The sequence below is a fragment of the Bacillus cereus genome (assembly GCF_002577405.1).
GTDB lineage: Bacteria > Bacillota > Bacilli > Bacillales > Bacillaceae_G > Bacillus_A > Bacillus_A cereus_AU.
The window spans coordinates 483,074-501,730 of sequence record NZ_NULR01000013.1 but is presented as its reverse complement, the minus strand read 5'-3'; the positions used below and the strand labels follow the sequence as shown (position 1 = coordinate 501,730).

Below are 18,657 nucleotides of genomic sequence, written 5' to 3'. Positions count from 1 at the left end.
ATGGCATTCGATGGATTATTTACAAGAGCGATTACACATGAAATTGCAAATTCTCTTTACACGGGAAGAATTTCAAAAATATATCAACCTTCAAAATACGAAATTTTATTACATATTCGAGCAAACGGAAAGAACCAAAAACTGATTCTCTCCGCTCACCCGACATATGCGCGGTTACACTTAACAAATCAAAATTACGATTCACCTGCACTTCCGCCAATGTTTTGTATGCTTCTCCGTAAGCATTTAGAAGGTGGCTTCATTGAAAAAATAGAACAAATCGATTTAGAGCGTATTATTCAAATCACAGTGCGCAGCAGAAATGAAATTGGTGACGAATCACAAAAAACATTAGTAATTGAAATAATGGGACGACATAGTAACATCATTTTAGTAGATACAAAAACAAATAATATTTTAGATAGCTTAAAACACGTTTCTTTAGCAGTAAACCGACATCGAACTGTATACGCTGGAGCTGAATATATTGCGCCGCCAGCACAACATAAAATTAACCCAATTCAGATTGAAACAGATGCTGAATTTATTAGACCTCTAGACTTTCTATCTGGAAACATGGATAAACAGCTTGTCGGCACTTTTACAGGAATATCACCGTTATTCGCAAAAGAAGTTGTGAAAAGAGCAGGTATGGTAAATGAAAAAGCTTTATCTGAAGCATTTTTCTCCATACAAAAACCATTACTAACTCATACATATACACCAACAATGATTACTGCAAACGGGAAAGAATTCTTTTATCTTTTCTCACTTACACACTTGCAGGGAGAAGAAAAAACTTTCTCATCTGTTAGTGAATTGTTAGACCGGTTCTTTTTCGGAAAAGCAGAGCGCGACCGTGTAAAGCAACAAGCTCATGATTTAGAACGCTTCATGCAAAACGAAAAAAACAAAAATGAGAAAAAACTCATCAAACTAGAAAAAACATTACAAGATGCTGGAAAAGCAGATAAATATCAACTATTCGGAGAACTACTTACAGCCAATATGTATGCTTTAAAAAAAGGTGATAAAGATATTGAGGTCGTTAATTATTACGATGAAAATGGCGGAACTGTAAAAATCACATTAGATCCTTTAAAAACACCATCTGAAAATGCGCAACGTTACTTCCAAAAGTACCAAAAAGCAAAAAATTCGGTTGTAGTTGTAGAAGAACAAATCGAAAAAACAGATGAAGAAATCCTTTATTTTGATAGCTTACTTCAACAAATGGAAGCTGCTTCTTCAAAAGATATTGAAGAAATTCGTGAGGAGCTAGCTGAAGAAGGTTATATGCGGAATCGTAAGACGAAAAACGCAAAGAAAAAGCCTACAAAACCAGTATTGGATAAATATTTAGCAAGTGATGGTACAGAGATTTTCGTTGGTAAAAACAATAAACAAAATGATTATTTAACAACGAAATTCGCCCGTCGCGATGAAATTTGGTTACATACGAAAGACATACCTGGCTCTCACGTTGTCATTCGTTCTTTAGAACCTGCTGAAGAAACTTTACTGGAAGCTGCAAAAATTGCCGCTTATTACAGTAAAGCAAAAGAGTCTAGCTCTGTACCTGTTGATTTCACAAAAATACGCCATGTGAAAAAACCGAGTGGTGCAAAACTTGGTTTTGTTACGTACGACAATCAGCAAACCGTATATGTAACACCTGATGCTGATACTGTAATGAAATTAAAAGCATAAACATTAAAAAATGCGTTGCTTGCTAGCAACGCATTTTTTTAATGCTTTCAAGTTAGTTCATATATCATCCATTCACTAATTCATAACATCTTTCTTTTGTCATCTTATATTTTTCATCTGCAGCTTCGATATATCTCATCGTTCCACTATTGTCATCTGTAGCAATTGCTTTAACTCTACTTTCCTTTTCTAACTTCAATATTGTTAAAAAAATTTGACAGCTCCACTTCGGATTTGCATATTTTTTTTTACAGTGTGTAAAGAAAGTGAGTCTTGAGTTGATATTTTTTCATTCTCCCACTGTGCTAATTGAAGGAATATGTATTTCACAAGCAGCCCCCGTCCACAAATACTGGGCTAAATTTCTTATCTTCTCTAAAACATATGTAATTCTCACTATCTTTTCTCTAAAGATATTTTTTGGCACGCTATTTGCTTTATTCAATACTGTGAATAGGGGGAGGAATTAACATGACTTTACAAATTAATAAAATCCAAAAACAACTACAAAACTATGGGATTGACGGGTTACTCATTACAAAGAAAGAAAATCGCCAATATGCAACAGGCTTTACAGGTAGTGCCGGCGTCGTCTTAATCTCTGCGGATACAGCTGTTTTTATAACTGATTTCCGCTACGTAGATCAAGCAAAATCACAAATAAAAGAAGCTGAAATCATTATGCATAATGGGAATTTAGAAAAGGAAGTGGCAAATCAAGTATCAAAATTAAATATCCAAAAACTTGGAATTGAAGAAAACAATATAACTCTGCAACAATTTAAGAAACTACAAAAATATATACATACGGAAATGGTTCCAGTTTGCGAAATCATTGAAAATATTCGCCTTATTAAAGACACACCTGAAATAGAAACAATGAAAATTGCAGCTACTATCGCTGACGATGCATTTCACCACATCCTTACGTTTCTAAAACCGGGAATAAGCGAAAATGATGTAAGAGATGAATTAGAATTTTTCATGCGAAAAAAAGGCGCTACATCTTCATCATTCCAAATCATTGTAGCTTCTGGCGTTCGTTCGTCACTTCCTCATGGAGTTGCATCTGATAAAATAATCGAGCATGGCGATATCGTTACATTAGATTTTGGTGCACTTTACAATGGTTATTGTTCCGATATAACACGTACTATAGCAATCGGTGAGCCATCAGAGGAATTCAAAAAAATATACAATGTTGTACGAGAAGCGTTAAAACGCGGAACTGAAGCAATTAAGCCTGGAGAAACTGCGAAAAGTATCGATGATGTAACGAGAAATTACATTGCAGAACATGGATATGGTCAATATTTTGGTCACTCTACGGGGCACGGCCTTGGTTTAGAAATACATGAACCTCTTCGCCTATCCCAAGAAAGTAAAGCTACTTTAGAAGAAGGTATGGTTGTTACAGTAGAACCAGGTATTTACATACCAAACTGGGGCGGTTGTAGAATTGAAGACGATATCGTCATTACAAAAGACGGATATGAAGTTATTACAAAATCAAATAGAGAGCTAATTGTTATTCCTTGTTAAAATTATGAACTTTTTAACAGGAATTTCCCTTCGCACATAGAATTCCTACTCTGGAGTATTCGTCTAAAGAGGGGGAATTTTAATTGAACTTTGTAATCGATAAAATAGGTGGTTTACAAGTTGAATTTTCAAAACTTGTTTCCATGATGAATTACGCTCGTTACACAACGATGCAAGCGGTGGAAGGTTTAACAATTGAAGAACTTGATTATTTATATGATGATGAAGCAAATTCAATCGGCATGCTATTGTACCATATGGCTGCTGTTGAATTTTACTACCAGATTCATACTTTTGAAGACCGTGAACCGACAGATACTGAATTAGAACGGTGGTTACCTGGCGTCGAGCTGGGGAATCTTGGACGTGAGAAAATAAAAGGAAACTCTATAGAATTTTACATCAATACATTACAAGAAGTACGCTCTAAAACAATTGAAACTTTTCAATCGTTACCTGATGAATGGCTATTTAAAACGACAGATTTTTGGTATGACAAACCAGCTAACAATTATTTCAAATGGTTTCACGTATTTGAAGATGAGATCAATCACCGCGGACAAATTCGTTTGATTAAGAAGATGCAAAAAGCTCATGCAGTGAAATAAGAAAATGCCACCGAATAAGGTGGCATTTTCTTTTATTCATTTACAGTACATGAAATTTCACTTTTTTTCTTTTTCCTATACTCACATACTTTCACTGCTTTCATACAATGAACTACACGAACGCCTAAAGGATGTGAATGTTATGGGAGTTGAATTAACGCTTTTACATGCTCTCTATGTTCTTTGTTTACTGACTATTATTACTTTCTTTATTCTCAGGAAAGATACAACGATCATTTGTATCATTTTTATCTTTTTGTTAGCACTTACCGCAACAAGTTCTATCCCTCTTGCCATTAGCGGTATTTTTCAAAGTTTCATTTACGCCATTACTGAATTATTACCAACTATATTAATCATCTCCATTATCGTTTCAATGAGCAATCTACTCGTTCATACCGGCATAAATGATACGATGATTTCACCGTTTACAAAGATGATTCGTACCCCTACCCTCGCCTACTGGATTATCGGTCTTTTAATGATGACAATTTCTTTCTTCTTTTGGCCCTCTCCTGCTGTCGCCTTAATGGGAGCTATTTTATTACCAGTCGCTGTACGCGTCGGCCTTCCTCCGATTGGAGTCGCAATTGCTATGAACTTATTTGGACACGGCATCGCCTTATCTGGTGACTTCGTTATACAAGGCGCTCCAAAATTAACAGCGGACGCTGCTGGTCTCCCTGTTTCCAGTGTCGTATCTGCAAGTGTTCCCCTCGTTATTGTTATGGGCGTTGTTACAACTTCTGTCGCTTTTTTCTTCTTACGAAAAGAATTTCATACTGGATTATCGTTGCAAAATTCCTCTTCATCAACTGAACCATCTAAAACTACTATTTTTTTATCTCCTCGCATAAAGAAATGGCTCGCTATATGTATCCCTATTGTATATATCATTGATATCCTTTGTATGATGCAGTTTAAACTACAAGGAAGCGATGCTACAGCGCTTATTGGCGGGACGACTGTTATTATGATTATTATCATTTCCCTCATCGCCTACAAAGGACATGGACTCAATAAAACGACCGATTATTTTATAGAAGGGCTCCAATTTGGATTTAAAATTTTCGGCCCTGTTATTCCAATTGCTGCACTCTTTTATTTAGGAGATAGCGGATTTGTGAAAATTATTGGAGATTATTTACCGAAAGGTTCACATGGAATCATCAATGACTTAGGAATCGCCTTATCTCAAACTGTTCCTTTAAATCAATATGTATCTGCAGGGACATTAACTATCGTTGGTGTTATTACTGGTTTAGACGGATCTGGCTTTTCCGGTATTTCGCTTGCTGGTTCGATTGCAAACCTTTTCGGAACAGCACTTGGGCATGGAACAGCTACATTAACAGCACTCGGACAAATTGCAGCCATATGGACCGGGGGCGGAACGTTAATTCCTTGGGCGCTTATTCCTGCCGCTGCCATTTGTAAAGTAGATCCGTTTGAACTTGCACGCCGAAACTTTTTACCAGTTATTATCGGCTTAATTGTCACCACGATCGTTGCGATGTTTATCCTATAACGTAAGCAAATATTCTCTTGCTTACGTTTTTTTATTGTACAATTCATCATAATGTACTGACTTTCAAAAGGAATTAGTTATTACTTAGCGAAATTATATTAGGAGAGTAATTCTTTCAAAACGTTTACGAAAAACAGATTACTGTGATTAGAAAAGGGGGCATAACTATGAATGAATTGATTTTCTTCTTATTAATTTGTCCATTACTTATCTTTATCGTTTCTGTTATTGGAACACGTAGAACGAAAACGTATTACGTAATGCCGATTGTAACGTTTGCTAGTTTTTTAATAATAGGTGTTTTCGCCTTTACTTCAAAATTTTTCTTTTGGGTTGGTATGTATAGTATCTTCTCATTTATCGTTTCTTATATGACTCTATTATTTGTGAAAGGATATGAAGTTGTAGAAAGCAATAAGTAGTTATTAGTAAGGAGATTGTAATATGATTTTTTTACAATGATATAAAAAACGACTGCGTTTCCCCCCGCAGTCGTCTTTTTTCGTGTTACGCTGTAACCCAAGCCTCGTCAGCTGGATTTTTACGCCACTCTTGTAATTTTTTCGTTTCAGCTTGTCCGATCATACCTTTTTCTGCTGCAACTTCAGTTAATGCGCTGTAGTCACTTAAAGAATATGACGCTACGTTTGCTGCTTCAAGTTTCTCTTTTCCTGACTCAAGCTCGTATGTGAAGATTGATACGATTCCTAATACTTCACAGCCAGCTTCGCGAAGTGCTTCTACACATGTAATTGCACTACCACCAGTTGAAATTAAGTCCTCTACTACTACTACTTTTTGACCTTTTTCAGCTTTTCCTTCGATTTGGTTCCCTTTACCGTGGCCTTTTGCTTTACTACGCACATAGCACATTGGTAAATCCATACGATCGCTTACCCATGCAGCGTGCGCAATACCAGCAGTTGCTGTTCCTGCAATAACTTCTACAGTTGGGAAGTGCTCTTTAATTAACTCTTCTAATCCAGCTGCAATCGCTTGACGTACTTTTGGATAAGATAAAGTTAAACGGTTATCACAATAAATTGGTGATTTCATACCAGAAGACCATGTGAATGGATCATTCGGTTGTAAAAATACTGCTCCAATTTCTAATAAATGCGATGCGATTTCTTTTTTCATACTGTTACACCTTCCCACTGTTGTTTTACTGTTTTATACGCTTCAAGCGGATTTTCTGCTTTTGTAATACTACGTCCAACTACGATGTAGCTTGAGCCAAGTTCCCTCGCACGTTTCGGTGTTGCTACGCGCACTTGGTCATTTACATCATCACTTGCAAGACGAATCCCCGGTGTTACTGTTACAAATTCATTTCCGCATACTTCGCGTAATTTTGGAACTTCAAGTGTCGAACAAACAACGCCATCAAGTCCACTTTCTTTCGTTAATTTTGCATAATGAGCAACCGCTTCTTCTAACGTTTTCTCAATACCGATCTCTTTTTTCATCATAGCTTCCGAAGTGCTTGTTAGTTGTGTAACTGCAATACAAATCGGTCTCTCTTTTCCTTCTTGCTTACCTTCCTCTAATCCCTCAATCGCAGCTTTCATCATGCTACTTCCCCCAGCAGCATGAACATTTACCATATCAACCTCTAGACTAGCTAGGCTACGCATAGCGCTTTTTACTGTATTCGGAATATCATGAAGTTTTAAATCTAGAAAGATTTTATGTCCTTTTTCTTTTAAGTACGTAATAATTGCAGGGCCTTCTTTGTAAAATAACTCCATACCTACTTTGACAAATAGCTCTTCCCCTTCAAAGTGGCGTAAAAATTGTTCTACATCTTGTTTCCCTGGAAAATCTAGTGCAACGATTAACGACTGTGACATGTTTGCTTCCAGCTCCTTCCTTGACATTCCGAAATGTGATCAAATCCTAATTCATCTAGTAATGCTGGTAATTCTTCAATAATTGTTGGACATACGAACGGATCGATAAAGTTCGCTGTACCTACTGCAACTGCGCTTGCGCCAGCGTAGAAGAATTCGATTACATCTTCAGCTGTTTCAATACCACCCATTCCGATAATTGGAATGTTAACCGCTTGACTTACTTCATGTACCATACGAATTGCTACTGGCTTAATCGCAGGTCCTGATAGTCCGCCTGTACGGTTTGCTAAAATTGGTTTAGCTGTTTTTAAATCTAGACGCATACCAAGCAATGTATTAATCATCGTTAAACCGTCTGCACCTGCATTTTCAATCGCTTTTGCAATTTCCACTATGTTTGCCACGTTCGGTGACAATTTCACGTATACAGGTACTTCAGAAACCTCTTTTACTCGCTTCGTTAAATCAGCAGCAATTTCAGGATTTGTACCAAAGGCGATACCACCTGTTTTTACGTTTGGACAAGAAATATTTAATTCTAGTGCATGAACATTAGGCGCTTTAGAAATTTCCTTTGCAACCGCTACGTAATCCTCAGCTTGTGAGCCTGCAACGTTCGCAATAATCGGAAGGTCAAATTGCTCGAGAAAAGGTAATTCAGAATTCATTACTTTTTCTAGCCCTGGGTTTTGAAGTCCGATGGCATTTAACATACCGCCTGGTGTTTCAGCAACACGAGGCGTTGGATTTCCATAGCGTGGTTGTTCTGTCGTCGCTTTAATCATGATTGATCCTAGTACACTTAAATCGTAAAACTGTGCATATTCACGACCAAATCCAAAGCATCCAGATGCCGGTATAATTGGATTTTTTAATGATAATCCTGGTAATTCAACTTGCAATCTGTTCATAGTACAACCTCCCCGATTGGAAATACTGGTCCGTCGCTACACACCTTCTTGTAAGAATGTCCACTTGGATCTTCTTGTAAGTGGCATACACATGCGAAACAAGCTCCAATACCACAACCCATACGTTCTTCTAATGAAATATAGGCTTTTTTCTCTTTGTAACGTCCTTCTAATGCACGAAGCATTGCTAACGGGCCACATGAATAAAGAATATCAAAGTCAATTCCGTAATTATCAATTACATCTGTGACAAATCCTTTTGTACCGTGTGTACCGTCTACTGTCGCAACGTACGTATCACCAAGTTCTGCAAATTTTTCTTCATAGAAAACAACATCTTTCGTTTGAAAACCTAAGATGTGAATAACACGCACACCTTTTGCAACGAGGCGCTGTGATAATTCATAAAGTGGTGGTACACCAATTCCCCCGCCTACTAACAAAGCTGTTTGTCCAGTTTCCGCTTCTTCTACAGGAAAACCGTGTCCTAGTGGTCCTAGTACATCTACCATTTCACCTTGTTTTCTAGTTGCTAATGTTTTTGTCCCTTGTCCTTCCGCACGATATAGCATTGTAAATTCGTTCTTCTCTTGATCTACATTACAAATACTAATTGGGCGGCGCAGAAGGGGCGCAATGCCCTCTGCTACCTTAATGTGTACAAACTGCCCTGGTTCGTTCATTTGCTGTACTAACGTTCCTTGAAGCACTAATTCGTAAATATTTTTTGCGATTTCTTTTTGGTTAACGACGATCATATTTTGCTTTTGCATCATGCATGTACCACCTCGTGACGCTTTGTTTGCGTAATTTCTTTCATTGAATGAGCTGAGAATGTCATAGATTCTAATACTCGTAAGATTGCTCTCGTTGTATCAAGTGATGTTAAGCAAGCTACACCATTTTCTACTGACTCACGGCGAATGCGGAAACCGTCACGCGCTGGCTGTTTTCCTTTTGTTAATGTATTGATTACAAACTGTGCTTTTCCTTGACGGATAATATCAAGTAAGTTGTATTCTTCAGAATCAATTTTGTTTACAACTTGCACCGGAATATTTTGCTCTGCTAACGATTGTGCTGTTCCAGCTGTTGCTAATAAGTTGTATCCGATTTCGTGGAAACGTTTTGCAATTTCCATTGCCTCTTCTTTATCTTTGTCCGCTACTGTGATGATTACTGATCCGTGCGTTGGAATGTTAATTCCAGAAGCAACTAGACCTTTGTATAATGCTTTTTCAAGCGTTAAGTCTTTACCCATTACTTCCCCTGTTGATTTCATTTCAGGTCCTAATGTTGTATCAACTGAGCGTAGTTTCGCAAATGAGAATACCGGAGCTTTTACATATACTTCTTTCTCTTCTGGGTGATAGCCCGTTCCGTATCCTTGTTCTACTAGGTTTTGACCTAAAATAACTTTCGTTGCAACATTCGCCATCGGTACGCCTGTAATTTTACTTAAGAACGGTACTGTACGGCTCGCACGTGGGTTTACTTCAATTACGTACACTTGATCTTTGAATACTACAAACTGGATATTTAGTAATCCAACAATGTTTAATCCTTTTCCAAGTGCAATTGTATGTTCAATGATTTGTTCTTTTAGTTTTTCAGATAAACTTTGTGGTGGATATACTCCAATTGAATCCCCAGAGTGAACTCCAGCGCGTTCAATATGTTCCATAATACCTGGAATGAATACATTTTCACCGTCTGAAATTGCATCTACTTCAATTTCTTTACCAACCATGTAACGGTCGATTAATACCGGATGATCTGCATGAACTTTAACTGCATTTTTCATGTAGTGCAGCAGTTCTTCTTGACGATATACGATTTCCATCGCACGTCCACCTAGTACGTAAGATGGTCTTACTAATACTGGGTAACCAATTTCTTCAGCGATTGCTACCGCTTGTTCTACAGTCGTTGCTGTTTTACCAACTGGTTGCGGGATACCAAGCTTTGTTAAAGCAGCTTCGAATTTATCACGATCTTCCGCACGGTCTAAATCTTCAAGTGATGTTCCTAAGATTTTCACACCGTGTGCTTCTAATTTAGCAGCTAAGTTAATTGCCGTTTGTCCACCGAACTGAACGATAACACCTTCTGGCTTTTCTAAATCGATAATGTGCATTACATCTTCAATTGTTAATGGTTCAAAGTATAATTTGTCAGAAATACTGAAGTCTGTTGAAACCGTTTCTGGGTTGTTATTAACAATGATTGCCTCATATCCAGCTTCTTTAATTGCCCATACAGAGTGAACTGTTGCGTAGTCAAACTCAACACCTTGACCGATACGGATTGGACCAGACCCTAGTACAACCACACTCTTACGATCTGTTATAACCGATTCATTCTCGTCACCATATGTGCTGTAGTAATATGGTGTTGCAGATTCGAACTCTGCCGCACAAGTATCTACCATTTTATAAACAGGAGTCATATTGTTTTCTTTACGCATATCGTAAATTTCGCGCTCCGTTTTGTTCCAAGCAGCTGCAATATAGTGATCGCTGAAGCCCATTTCTTTCGCAGTTTGTAGTACTTCCATATTTCCTACATTCGCTTTTACTTCGCGCTCCATATTTACGATGTTTTCAACTTTTTGTAAGAAGAAGAAGTCCATTTCACACCATTCGTTGATTTCCTCTTTCGTTACACCTTGACGGATTGCTTCTGCTACAATAAACAATCTCTCATCATCAGCTTTTATAATACGCTTTTTCATCGTTTCTTTATCAAGCTCTTTTAAGTGGTCTAACTCTAGGTGATAAATGCCAAGTTCTAAAGAACGAACCGCTTTTAATAATGATTGTTCTAAGTTACGTCCGATTGACATAACTTCACCAGTTGCCTTCATTTGTGTACCAAGTGTTCTGTTTGCTGATTCAAACTTATCAAATGGCCAACGTGGAATTTTTGAAACAACATAGTCTAATGCTGGCTCGAAGCAAGCGTATGTTTTTTGTGTTACTGGATTTATAATTTCATCTAATGTTAAACCGACTGCAATTTTCGCCGCTAGCTTCGCAATTGGATATCCAGTTGCTTTAGATGCTAGTGCAGATGAACGACTTACACGCGGGTTTACTTCGATTACATAGTATTGGAAGCTATGTGGATCAAGTGCAAGCTGAACGTTACATCCACCTTCAATTCCTAGTGCGCGAATAATTCTTAATGAAGTGTTACGTAACATTTGATATTCACGGTCGCTTAATGTTTGGCTTGGTGCTACTACGATAGAATCACCTGTGTGAACCCCAACTGGATCGATGTTTTCCATGTTACATACTACAATCGCGTTATCATTCGAATCACGCATTACTTCATATTCAATTTCCTTACAACCAGCAATGCTCTTTTCTAATAAACATTGTGTTACTGGACTATGTTTTAATCCACCTGATACGATTTCAATTAGTTCTTCTTCATTACTACAGATTCCGCCACCTGTTCCTCCCATTGTAAATGCTGGGCGAACAATAACTGGATAACCAATTTCTTTTACAAATTCATGTGCTTCTTCCAGCGTATGAATGATCGTGCTAGATGGAATTGGTTCATTTAAATCCTGCATTAATGTACGGAATAAATCGCGATCCTCTGCTTGCTCGATTGCTGATAGTTTTGTTCCTAAAATTTCAACTCCGCACTCTTCAAGTATGCCTGATTTCGCAAGTTCAACAGCCATATTTAAGCCTGTTTGACCACCTAATGTTGGTAGAATTGCATCTGGACGTTCTTTACGAATGATACGGCTTACGAATTCTAATGTTAATGGCTCTATATATACTTTATCTGCTGTCGCAGTATCTGTCATAATTGTTGCTGGGTTAGAGTTAACAAGGATTACTTTGTAACCTTCTTCTCTAAGAGATTGACAAGCTTGTGTACCAGAGTAGTCAAACTCTGCTGCTTGCCCAATTACAATTGGTCCTGATCCGATTACTAAAATTGTGTTAATGTCTAGGCGTTTTGGCATAACTCTTCCCCTTCTTTCTTGAAGTTTTCAATCATTTCTAAGAAATCTTCGAATAAATCATTTGCATCTTCTGGTCCTGCTGAAGCTTCTGGGTGGTATTGCACTGTAAATGCTGGGAACTTCGTATGACGAAGACCTTCTACCGTTCCATCATTTAAAGCAACATGTGTAATTTCAAGCTCTGTATTTTCAACTGATTCTTCTTCTACTGCATAACCATGGTTTTGAGAAGTAATTGCTACTTTTCCAGTTGCAAGATTTTTCACTGGATGATTTAAACCACGGTGACCAAATTTTAACTTACTTGTATTTGCACCAGATGCTAGAGCGAACAGTTGATGTCCTAAGCAAATTCCGAATAAAGGAACTTTACCGATAATGTCTTTTAACATTTCAATTGCTTCTGGTACATCTTTTGGATCCCCAGGTCCATTACTTAACATAATTCCATCTGGGCTAAGGCGTAAAATCTCTTCTGCTGTTGTATTGTAAGGTACTACAATTACATCACAGTCACGCTTATTTAATTCTCGTAAAATACCATGTTTCATTCCGAAGTCTACAAGTACAACGCGATGACCACGGCCTGGACTTGGGTATGGATCTTTTGTTGATACGCGTTTTACATGATCTGTAAAGACAGTTGCTTTCAATTGGCTAACGATGTCCTCTACATCCACATCCATGTTACAAAGACGTCCGCGTAATGTACCGTATTGACGGATTTTTCTCGTTAATTTTCTCGTATCAATTCCTGCTAATCCTGGGATGTTTCTTTCTTTTAAATAATCATTTAACGAAATTTCATTACGGAAGTTTGATGGATGATCACAAATTTCGTTTACAATTAAACCATTTACAGACGGGTGAATTGATTCAAAATCGTCACGGTTAATGCCGTAGTTTCCGATTAATGGGTACGTAAATGTTACGATTTGACCGCAATATGATGGATCAGATAATGTTTCTTGATATCCAGTCATTCCTGTTGTAAATACAACCTCACCTGACTTTTCGATTTCTCCTCCGAAACCTTTTCCAATTAATACTGTTCCATCTTCTAAGATAAGTTGTCTTTTCATACTAATGCACTCTCCTTTTGCCATGCGATCTTACCACCAACGATTGTCATTACCGGCCATCCTTGGCATTTCCAACCTGCGAATGGTGTATTTTTTCCTTTTGATAAGAATGTTGTTGGATCAATCTCTTCTTCTTGTTCTAAATCAATGATTGTAATATCAGCTGCTCTACCTTCTTTCAGGCGACCTGCCTCTAAGCCAAATGTATCAGCCGGCTTTTCTGTTAAGAATTGGATTAACTGTTCTAGTGTAATAATTCCTTTTTTCACAAGGTTTGTGTATAGAAGTGGGAATGCTGTTTCGAAACCAGTAATTCCGAATGGTGCTCTTTCAATTCCTTGTGCTTTCTCTTCCGCTGTATGCGGTGCATGATCAGTTGCGATCATATCAATTGTTCCATCTAATAATCCTTCAATTAACGCTGCGTGATCTTCTTTTCCACGAAGCGGTGGGTTCATTTTGAAGTTTGGATCAGCTGATGGGATATCATCTTCACATAACACTAAGTGATGCGGTGTTACTTCTGCTGTTACTTTAATTCCAGCTCGTTTTGCATCACGGATTACACGTACAGATCCTTTCGTACTTACGTGACATACGTGATAGTGACAATCTGCCGCTTCAGCAAGCAAGATATCCCTTGCAATATGTACAGATTCACATACTGATGGGATACCGTTTAATCCGTGTTTCTCAGAAAACTTCCCTTCATGTACACAACCTTTATTAATAAGTGTATTTTCTTCACAGTGTGCAACTACTGCCATATCCAGTTTCGCTGCACGCTTCATAGCAGCTAACATCATGCTCGCATCTTGTACGCCTACACCGTCATCAGTGAAAGCAAATGCTCCAAGTTCTTTTAACGTTTCGAAATCTGTCATTTCAGAACCTGCTTGGCGTACTGTAATTGCTCCGTATGGTAGTACGTTGACATGCGCTTTTTCTTGAATACGTTTTTGCAGGTCTTCCATATGTTCTCTGCAATCTGGCACCGGGCGTGTGTTTGGCATTGCGCAAATTGTTGTAAATCCACCTTTTGCTGCTGCCAGTGTTCCTGTTTCAATTGTTTCTTTATGTTCACCACCTGGTTCACGAAGATGTACGTGTACATCTACTAATCCAGGTGCGATTAACTTTCCGTTCACATCGATTACTTCAGCATTATCTGCCGTAATATTTTCTGCTACTTTCGCAATTTTACCGTCTTGTACGAGAAGATCTGTTGCTACGATTTTTCCTTCTTCATTCATATAACGACCATTTTTAAACAAGTAATTCATGTTTCATTCCTCCTAATACATTTGGTAAGGCGCGTTTTAGTACAGCCATTCTTACGTAAACTCCATTTTCCATTTGTTTGAATATGCGTGAACGCTCACACTCAACAAGCACACTTGCAATTTCAACATCACGGTTTACAGGAGCTGGATGCATAATAATGCTTCCTTTTTTCATACGCTTTTCTCTTTCTACTGTTAATCCATGTTTCTCATGATACTCTTTCATAATGTCTGTTTCATAATGATCATGGCGCTCATGTTGTACACGAAGTAACATCATTACATCCACTTCTGGAACAAGTTCATCTAAGTCTTTGTAAGTTCCAAATGCGTTTTCTTCATCTTTCCATTCTTCTGGGCTTGCAAAGTAAATTGTTGCACCTAGCTTCGTTAACGCTTCTGCATTAGAACGTGCTACACGGCTATGCCGAACATCTCCAACTATCGCAATCTTCAATCCTTCAAAACTTCCAAACTCTTGTTTAATCGTTAAAAGATCTAGTAAACATTGCGTTGGATGATTTCCACATCCATCACCTGCGTTTAAAATTGGGATATTTACCTGATCTTTTAGCTCATCGAAGTAACGATCCTGCTCATGGCGAATGACCACTGCTTTTGTTCCGATTGATTCTAGTGTTCTTATCGTGTCGTATAACGTTTCTCCTTTTTGTACGCTAGATGAATCTGCTGAAAAGTTTAACACGTCAAGTCCTAATCTCTTCTCAGCAACTTCGAAGCTAAATCTCGTTCTCGTACTATTTTCAAAGAACAAGTTTGCTACAAATGTTTGCTCTGTTGTTTTTCTCTCTTTTCCATTCGCAAAATCTTCTGCGTCTTTTAGGATTTCTGAAATTTCTTGCTCCGATAATTCACTCATCGTTAACAAATGGCTCATCGTCATCCCTCATCTTTCTGATTTTTATGATAGCACTTATGAATTTTTATAACAACATTTGTATAAAAATACCCTAGTCATGTAAGACTAGGGTGCAAGGAAGAAGCCACCCTTTTCTGTCTCACAGGACTGATTTAAAAGGTTGTTTTTATGAAGCAATCTGCTTAGATTGTTTTGTATTTTTTACTTGTTTTGTTTCTGGTAGTAGTAGATTTAACAGTACACCTACAATTGCTGCTAGTGCCATTCCTTCTACTTGGAACGATTCTCCTACTTTAAGTACCGCTCCACCAATGCCGATTACTAGTATTACTGATGCAATCATTAAGTTTCGTTTGTCACTTAAATCTGTTTTATCATCTACCATCATGCGTAATCCGCTTGATGCGATTACACCGAATAGTAAGATTGATACCCCGCCCATAACTGGTGTTGGGATCGAATGAATCAGTGCAGAAATTTTACCGATAAATCCGAACATGATTGCGAACACTGCTGAACCGATGAATAAGTATACACTGTACGCTCTCGTAATTGCTAGCACACCGATGTTTTCACCGTACGTTGTATTCGGTGGTCCACCGATTAGTGATGCAATCAATGTTGCTACTCCATCACCAAAGATTGATCGATGTAAGCCTGGTTTTTCAATTAAATCTCTTTTAATTACATTTCCAAGTACAATTTGATGTCCGATATGCTCTGATATTGTTACGAGTGCAACTGGTACCATTAAGAGCACAATCTTCCATGAAAACTCTGGTGTGTATGTTACAAATGGTACTGTGAAATCTGGTATGACAAACCATTTTGCCTCAGCTACCGGCTTTAAATCTACTAGCCCTTGGAAGTAAGCAAAGATGTAACCTCCGATGATTCCAAGTAAAACTGGTATGATACTGAAGAATCCTCTCCCGAATATGGAGCAAATGATTGTAATTGCTAATGTTACTAACGCTACTGAAAAGTGTGTAAAGCTGTACTTACCATCCGCACCGTTCATTGCCATGTTCACTGCTGTATGTGCTAAAGCTAAACCGATTACCATTACGACTGGACCAACTACGATTGGCGGAAGTAATTTCATAATCCACCCTGATCCCGATTTCTTAATTCCGATTGAAATTAAGATGTACACAAGTCCTGCAAATAAACCACCAAGCATTGCTGCTCCCGGTCCACCTGCTGTTTTTGCTGTTATAATCGGTGCGATAAAGGCGAATGATGATCCTAGATAGGCAGGTACTTGACCTTTCGTTATAAGAAGAAACGCTAACGTTCCTAATCCGCTTGATATTAATGCTACTGATGGATTCAATCCTGTTAAAAACGGAACAAGCACTGTTGATCCAAACATCGCGAACAAATGTTGTATACTTAAAAATAACCATTTTCCCGGTTTCGGTACTTCATTAACGTCTAACACTGGCTTTTGTTCCATTGTTACATCCTCCTTCAGTTTTAATTTTTGCAATAAAAAAACTCTTTGCGCCTGTGCACAAAGAGTCCTACACTTTCGTATGCCAAATTTGACATATGAAAGTCAAGACCCTTTGGCAGTCTCACAGGACTACATTTAAAAGGGCTTTACTTATCGTATATGCTTACTCGATCTTGTTGATCTGTCTCTTGCAAATCAACTTCGATACGCTCTTCACTCGATGTTGGGATGTTCTTTCCTACATAATCAGCGCGAATTGGTAGTTCGCGATGACCTCTATCAACAAGAACCGCCAATTGGATTTGTGATGGTCTACCTAAATCCATTAGAGCATCCATTGCTGCTCGAACTGTTCTTCCTGTATACAATACATCATCCACAAGGATAACTTTTTTCTTCGTAATATCTACAGGAATGTCAGAACCTTTTACAAGTGGTTCTTTGTTTTTTGATTGTAGTGTTAAATCATCACGATATAACGTAATATCTAACTCTCCTACTTCCATCTCTTTTCCTTCAATTTGACCAATTCGTTCTGCCAAACGTTGTGCAATAAAAATTCCACGTGTTTTAATTCCGACAAGAACACAATTATCGACACCTTTATTTCGTTCCACGATTTCATGACTAATTCGTGTTAAAGCGCGGCGAATCATTTGGTCATCTAAAACGACAGCTTTCTCTTGCATGCTCTACACCTCCAAGCTTTTTTTCTTGCGTGAGAGGAATGGTATAAAAAAAAGTCCTCTCAGCGTGTGCGAGAGGACTTTTGAAAAAAGGGTACAGCATACCCTAAGTATTTCAAACCGTTACCTTCTCAACCTCACGGGGCTGTGTTAAAGGATCATTATTTAACTGTTGTCAGTATCTCAGTTTTCTTATGATTTGTCAATACTATTTTCGTAAAATATTTAATGCATCTTCAAACACTTCTGGAATAGGTGCTTCAAACTGAATATATTCACCAGTACGAGGATGATCAAATCCTAAAATACCTGCGTGAAGTGCTTGTCCATTCATATCCAATGTTTTCTTCGGACCATACTTTGGATCCCCTGCAAGTGGATAGCCAATATATTTCATATGAACACGAATTTGGTGCGTACGTCCCGTTTCTAAGCGACATTCTACAAGTGTAAAGTCTTTAAAGCGTTCTAACACTTGGAAGTGCGTAACAGCATTCTTACCATTTTCATCAACTGTCATACTTTGACGTTCTTTCTTATCGCGACCAATTGGAGCATCGATAGTTCCCTTATCATGCGGAATCACGCCGTGTACAATCGCTTTATAGCGTCTCGTTACCGTTTTTGCTACAAGTTGATTTACAAGTGATTCATGTGCCATATCATTTTTTGCAACCATTAATAGTCCAGATGTATCTTTATCAATACGATGTACGATACCTGGACGCATTACACCGTTAATACCTGATAAATCTGTACAATGGTGCATAAGTCCGTTTACAAGTGTACCTCTTGTATGCCCTGGTGCTGGATGCACAACCATACCACGTGGCTTATTTACAACTAGTACATCTGCATCTTCATAATAAATTTCTAAATTCATATCTTCTGGTTGAATATCTAACTCTTCTGGTTCAGGAATTGTTACTGTAATTTCATCATTTCCTTTTACTTTATAATTCCCTTTAACCGCTTTCCCATTTACTGTTACAACAGCATCTTTAATCCATTGCTGTACTTGTGAACGTGACCATTCACTGTTTATTTCTGCAACGAATTTATCAATTCGCTCGCTTTTTTGTTCTTCTGCAACTGTTACTTGTACTACTTCACTCATTCAA

16 protein-coding genes and 1 pseudogene are annotated in these 18,657 nt (G+C 38.0%); 5 read left to right on the top strand and 12 right to left on the bottom strand.

The annotated features are described in order from the left end of the window. Positions 1-1,710: an Rqc2 family fibronectin-binding protein gene (locus COC96_RS18575; RefSeq protein WP_098769134.1), complete on the top strand. Its 1,710-nt coding sequence runs from the start codon at positions 1-3 to the stop codon at positions 1,708-1,710. Between the two features lie 64 nt (positions 1,711-1,774). Here COC96_RS18575 and COC96_RS18570 read toward each other — a convergent pair. Beyond that, positions 1,775-1,900: pseudogene (locus COC96_RS18570) on the bottom strand (lysozyme inhibitor LprI family protein); the annotation flags it as partial. A 281-nt stretch (positions 1,901-2,181) separates the two neighbouring features. Here COC96_RS18570 and COC96_RS18565 point away from each other — a divergent pair. From COC96_RS18565 to COC96_RS18550, 4 genes are all read left to right on the top strand, one after another. Next, positions 2,182-3,252 carry a M24 family metallopeptidase gene (locus COC96_RS18565; RefSeq protein ID WP_098769133.1) on the top strand — a complete coding sequence of 357 codons (1,071 nt, stop codon included), beginning with the start codon at positions 2,182-2,184 and terminating at the stop codon, positions 3,250-3,252. 83 nt (positions 3,253-3,335) lie between these two features. Beyond that, complete coding sequence (locus COC96_RS18560; RefSeq protein ID WP_098267876.1) at positions 3,336-3,860, top strand: DinB family protein; 525 nt, start codon at positions 3,336-3,338, stop codon at positions 3,858-3,860. 142 nt (positions 3,861-4,002) lie between these two features. Then, complete coding sequence (locus COC96_RS18555) at positions 4,003-5,388, top strand: hypothetical protein (protein WP_098769132.1); 1,386 nt, start codon at positions 4,003-4,005, stop codon at positions 5,386-5,388. 167 nt (positions 5,389-5,555) lie between these two features. Beyond that, positions 5,556-5,810: a YbeF family protein gene (locus COC96_RS18550; protein WP_098769131.1), complete on the top strand. Its 255-nt coding sequence runs from the start codon at positions 5,556-5,558 to the stop codon at positions 5,808-5,810. Positions 5,811-5,895: 85 nt separating this feature from the next. Here COC96_RS18550 and pyrE read toward each other — a convergent pair whose 3' ends face one another. From pyrE to COC96_RS18495, 11 genes are all read right to left on the bottom strand, one after another. Continuing rightward, a complete protein-coding gene (gene pyrE, locus COC96_RS18545; protein ID WP_000711455.1) occupies positions 5,896-6,528 on the bottom strand; it encodes an orotate phosphoribosyltransferase in 633 nt (210 codons plus the stop codon). Beyond that, on the bottom strand, positions 6,525-7,241 hold the full coding sequence (gene pyrF / locus COC96_RS18540; protein ID WP_098769130.1) for an orotidine-5'-phosphate decarboxylase: 717 nt from the start codon (positions 7,239-7,241) through the stop codon (positions 6,525-6,527). Before pyrF ends, pyrE begins: the two co-directional genes overlap by 4 nt. Then, positions 7,226-8,155, bottom strand: coding sequence for a dihydroorotate oxidase B catalytic subunit (gene pyrD, locus COC96_RS18535; protein WP_001081053.1), 930 nt, complete (start codon positions 8,153-8,155; stop codon positions 7,226-7,228). Before pyrD ends, pyrF begins: the two co-directional genes overlap by 16 nt. Beyond that, positions 8,152-8,931, bottom strand: a complete 780-nt coding sequence (pyrK, locus tag COC96_RS18530) for a dihydroorotate oxidase B electron transfer subunit (RefSeq protein ID WP_000983363.1) — start codon at positions 8,929-8,931, stop codon at positions 8,152-8,154. The genes pyrD and pyrK overlap by 4 nt, the downstream gene beginning before the upstream one ends. After that, the gene (gene carB / locus COC96_RS18525) at positions 8,928-12,146 is read right to left on the bottom strand and encodes a carbamoyl-phosphate synthase large subunit (RefSeq protein WP_098267878.1); all 3,219 of its coding nucleotides are present in this window, start codon (positions 12,144-12,146) and stop codon (positions 8,928-8,930) included. The genes pyrK and carB overlap by 4 nt, the downstream gene beginning before the upstream one ends. Beyond that, positions 12,131-13,228 (bottom strand): carbamoyl phosphate synthase small subunit, encoded by a 1,098-nt coding sequence (locus COC96_RS18520; RefSeq protein WP_097904409.1) that lies wholly within the window; start codon positions 13,226-13,228, stop codon positions 12,131-12,133. The genes carB and COC96_RS18520 overlap by 16 nt, the downstream gene beginning before the upstream one ends. Further along, positions 13,225-14,511 carry a dihydroorotase gene (pyrC, locus tag COC96_RS18515; RefSeq protein ID WP_098267879.1) on the bottom strand — a complete coding sequence of 429 codons (1,287 nt, stop codon included), beginning with the start codon at positions 14,509-14,511 and terminating at the stop codon, positions 13,225-13,227. The genes COC96_RS18520 and pyrC overlap by 4 nt, the downstream gene beginning before the upstream one ends. Continuing rightward, complete coding sequence (gene pyrB, locus COC96_RS18510) at positions 14,495-15,409, bottom strand: aspartate carbamoyltransferase (protein ID WP_098267880.1); 915 nt, start codon at positions 15,407-15,409, stop codon at positions 14,495-14,497. Before pyrB ends, pyrC begins: the two co-directional genes overlap by 17 nt. Before the next feature lie 148 nt (positions 15,410-15,557). Further along, the gene (gene uraA / locus COC96_RS18505) at positions 15,558-16,850 is read right to left on the bottom strand and encodes a uracil permease (protein WP_141536082.1); all 1,293 of its coding nucleotides are present in this window, start codon (positions 16,848-16,850) and stop codon (positions 15,558-15,560) included. Positions 16,851-16,996: 146 nt separating this feature from the next. Then, on the bottom strand, positions 16,997-17,539 hold the full coding sequence (gene pyrR / locus COC96_RS18500; RefSeq protein WP_001156491.1) for a bifunctional pyrimidine operon transcriptional regulator/uracil phosphoribosyltransferase: 543 nt from the start codon (positions 17,537-17,539) through the stop codon (positions 16,997-16,999). A gap of 205 nt (positions 17,540-17,744) precedes the next feature. Beyond that, positions 17,745-18,653, bottom strand: a complete 909-nt coding sequence (locus tag COC96_RS18495; protein ID WP_098267882.1) for an RluA family pseudouridine synthase — start codon at positions 18,651-18,653, stop codon at positions 17,745-17,747. Positions 18,654-18,657 lie beyond the last annotated feature (4 nt).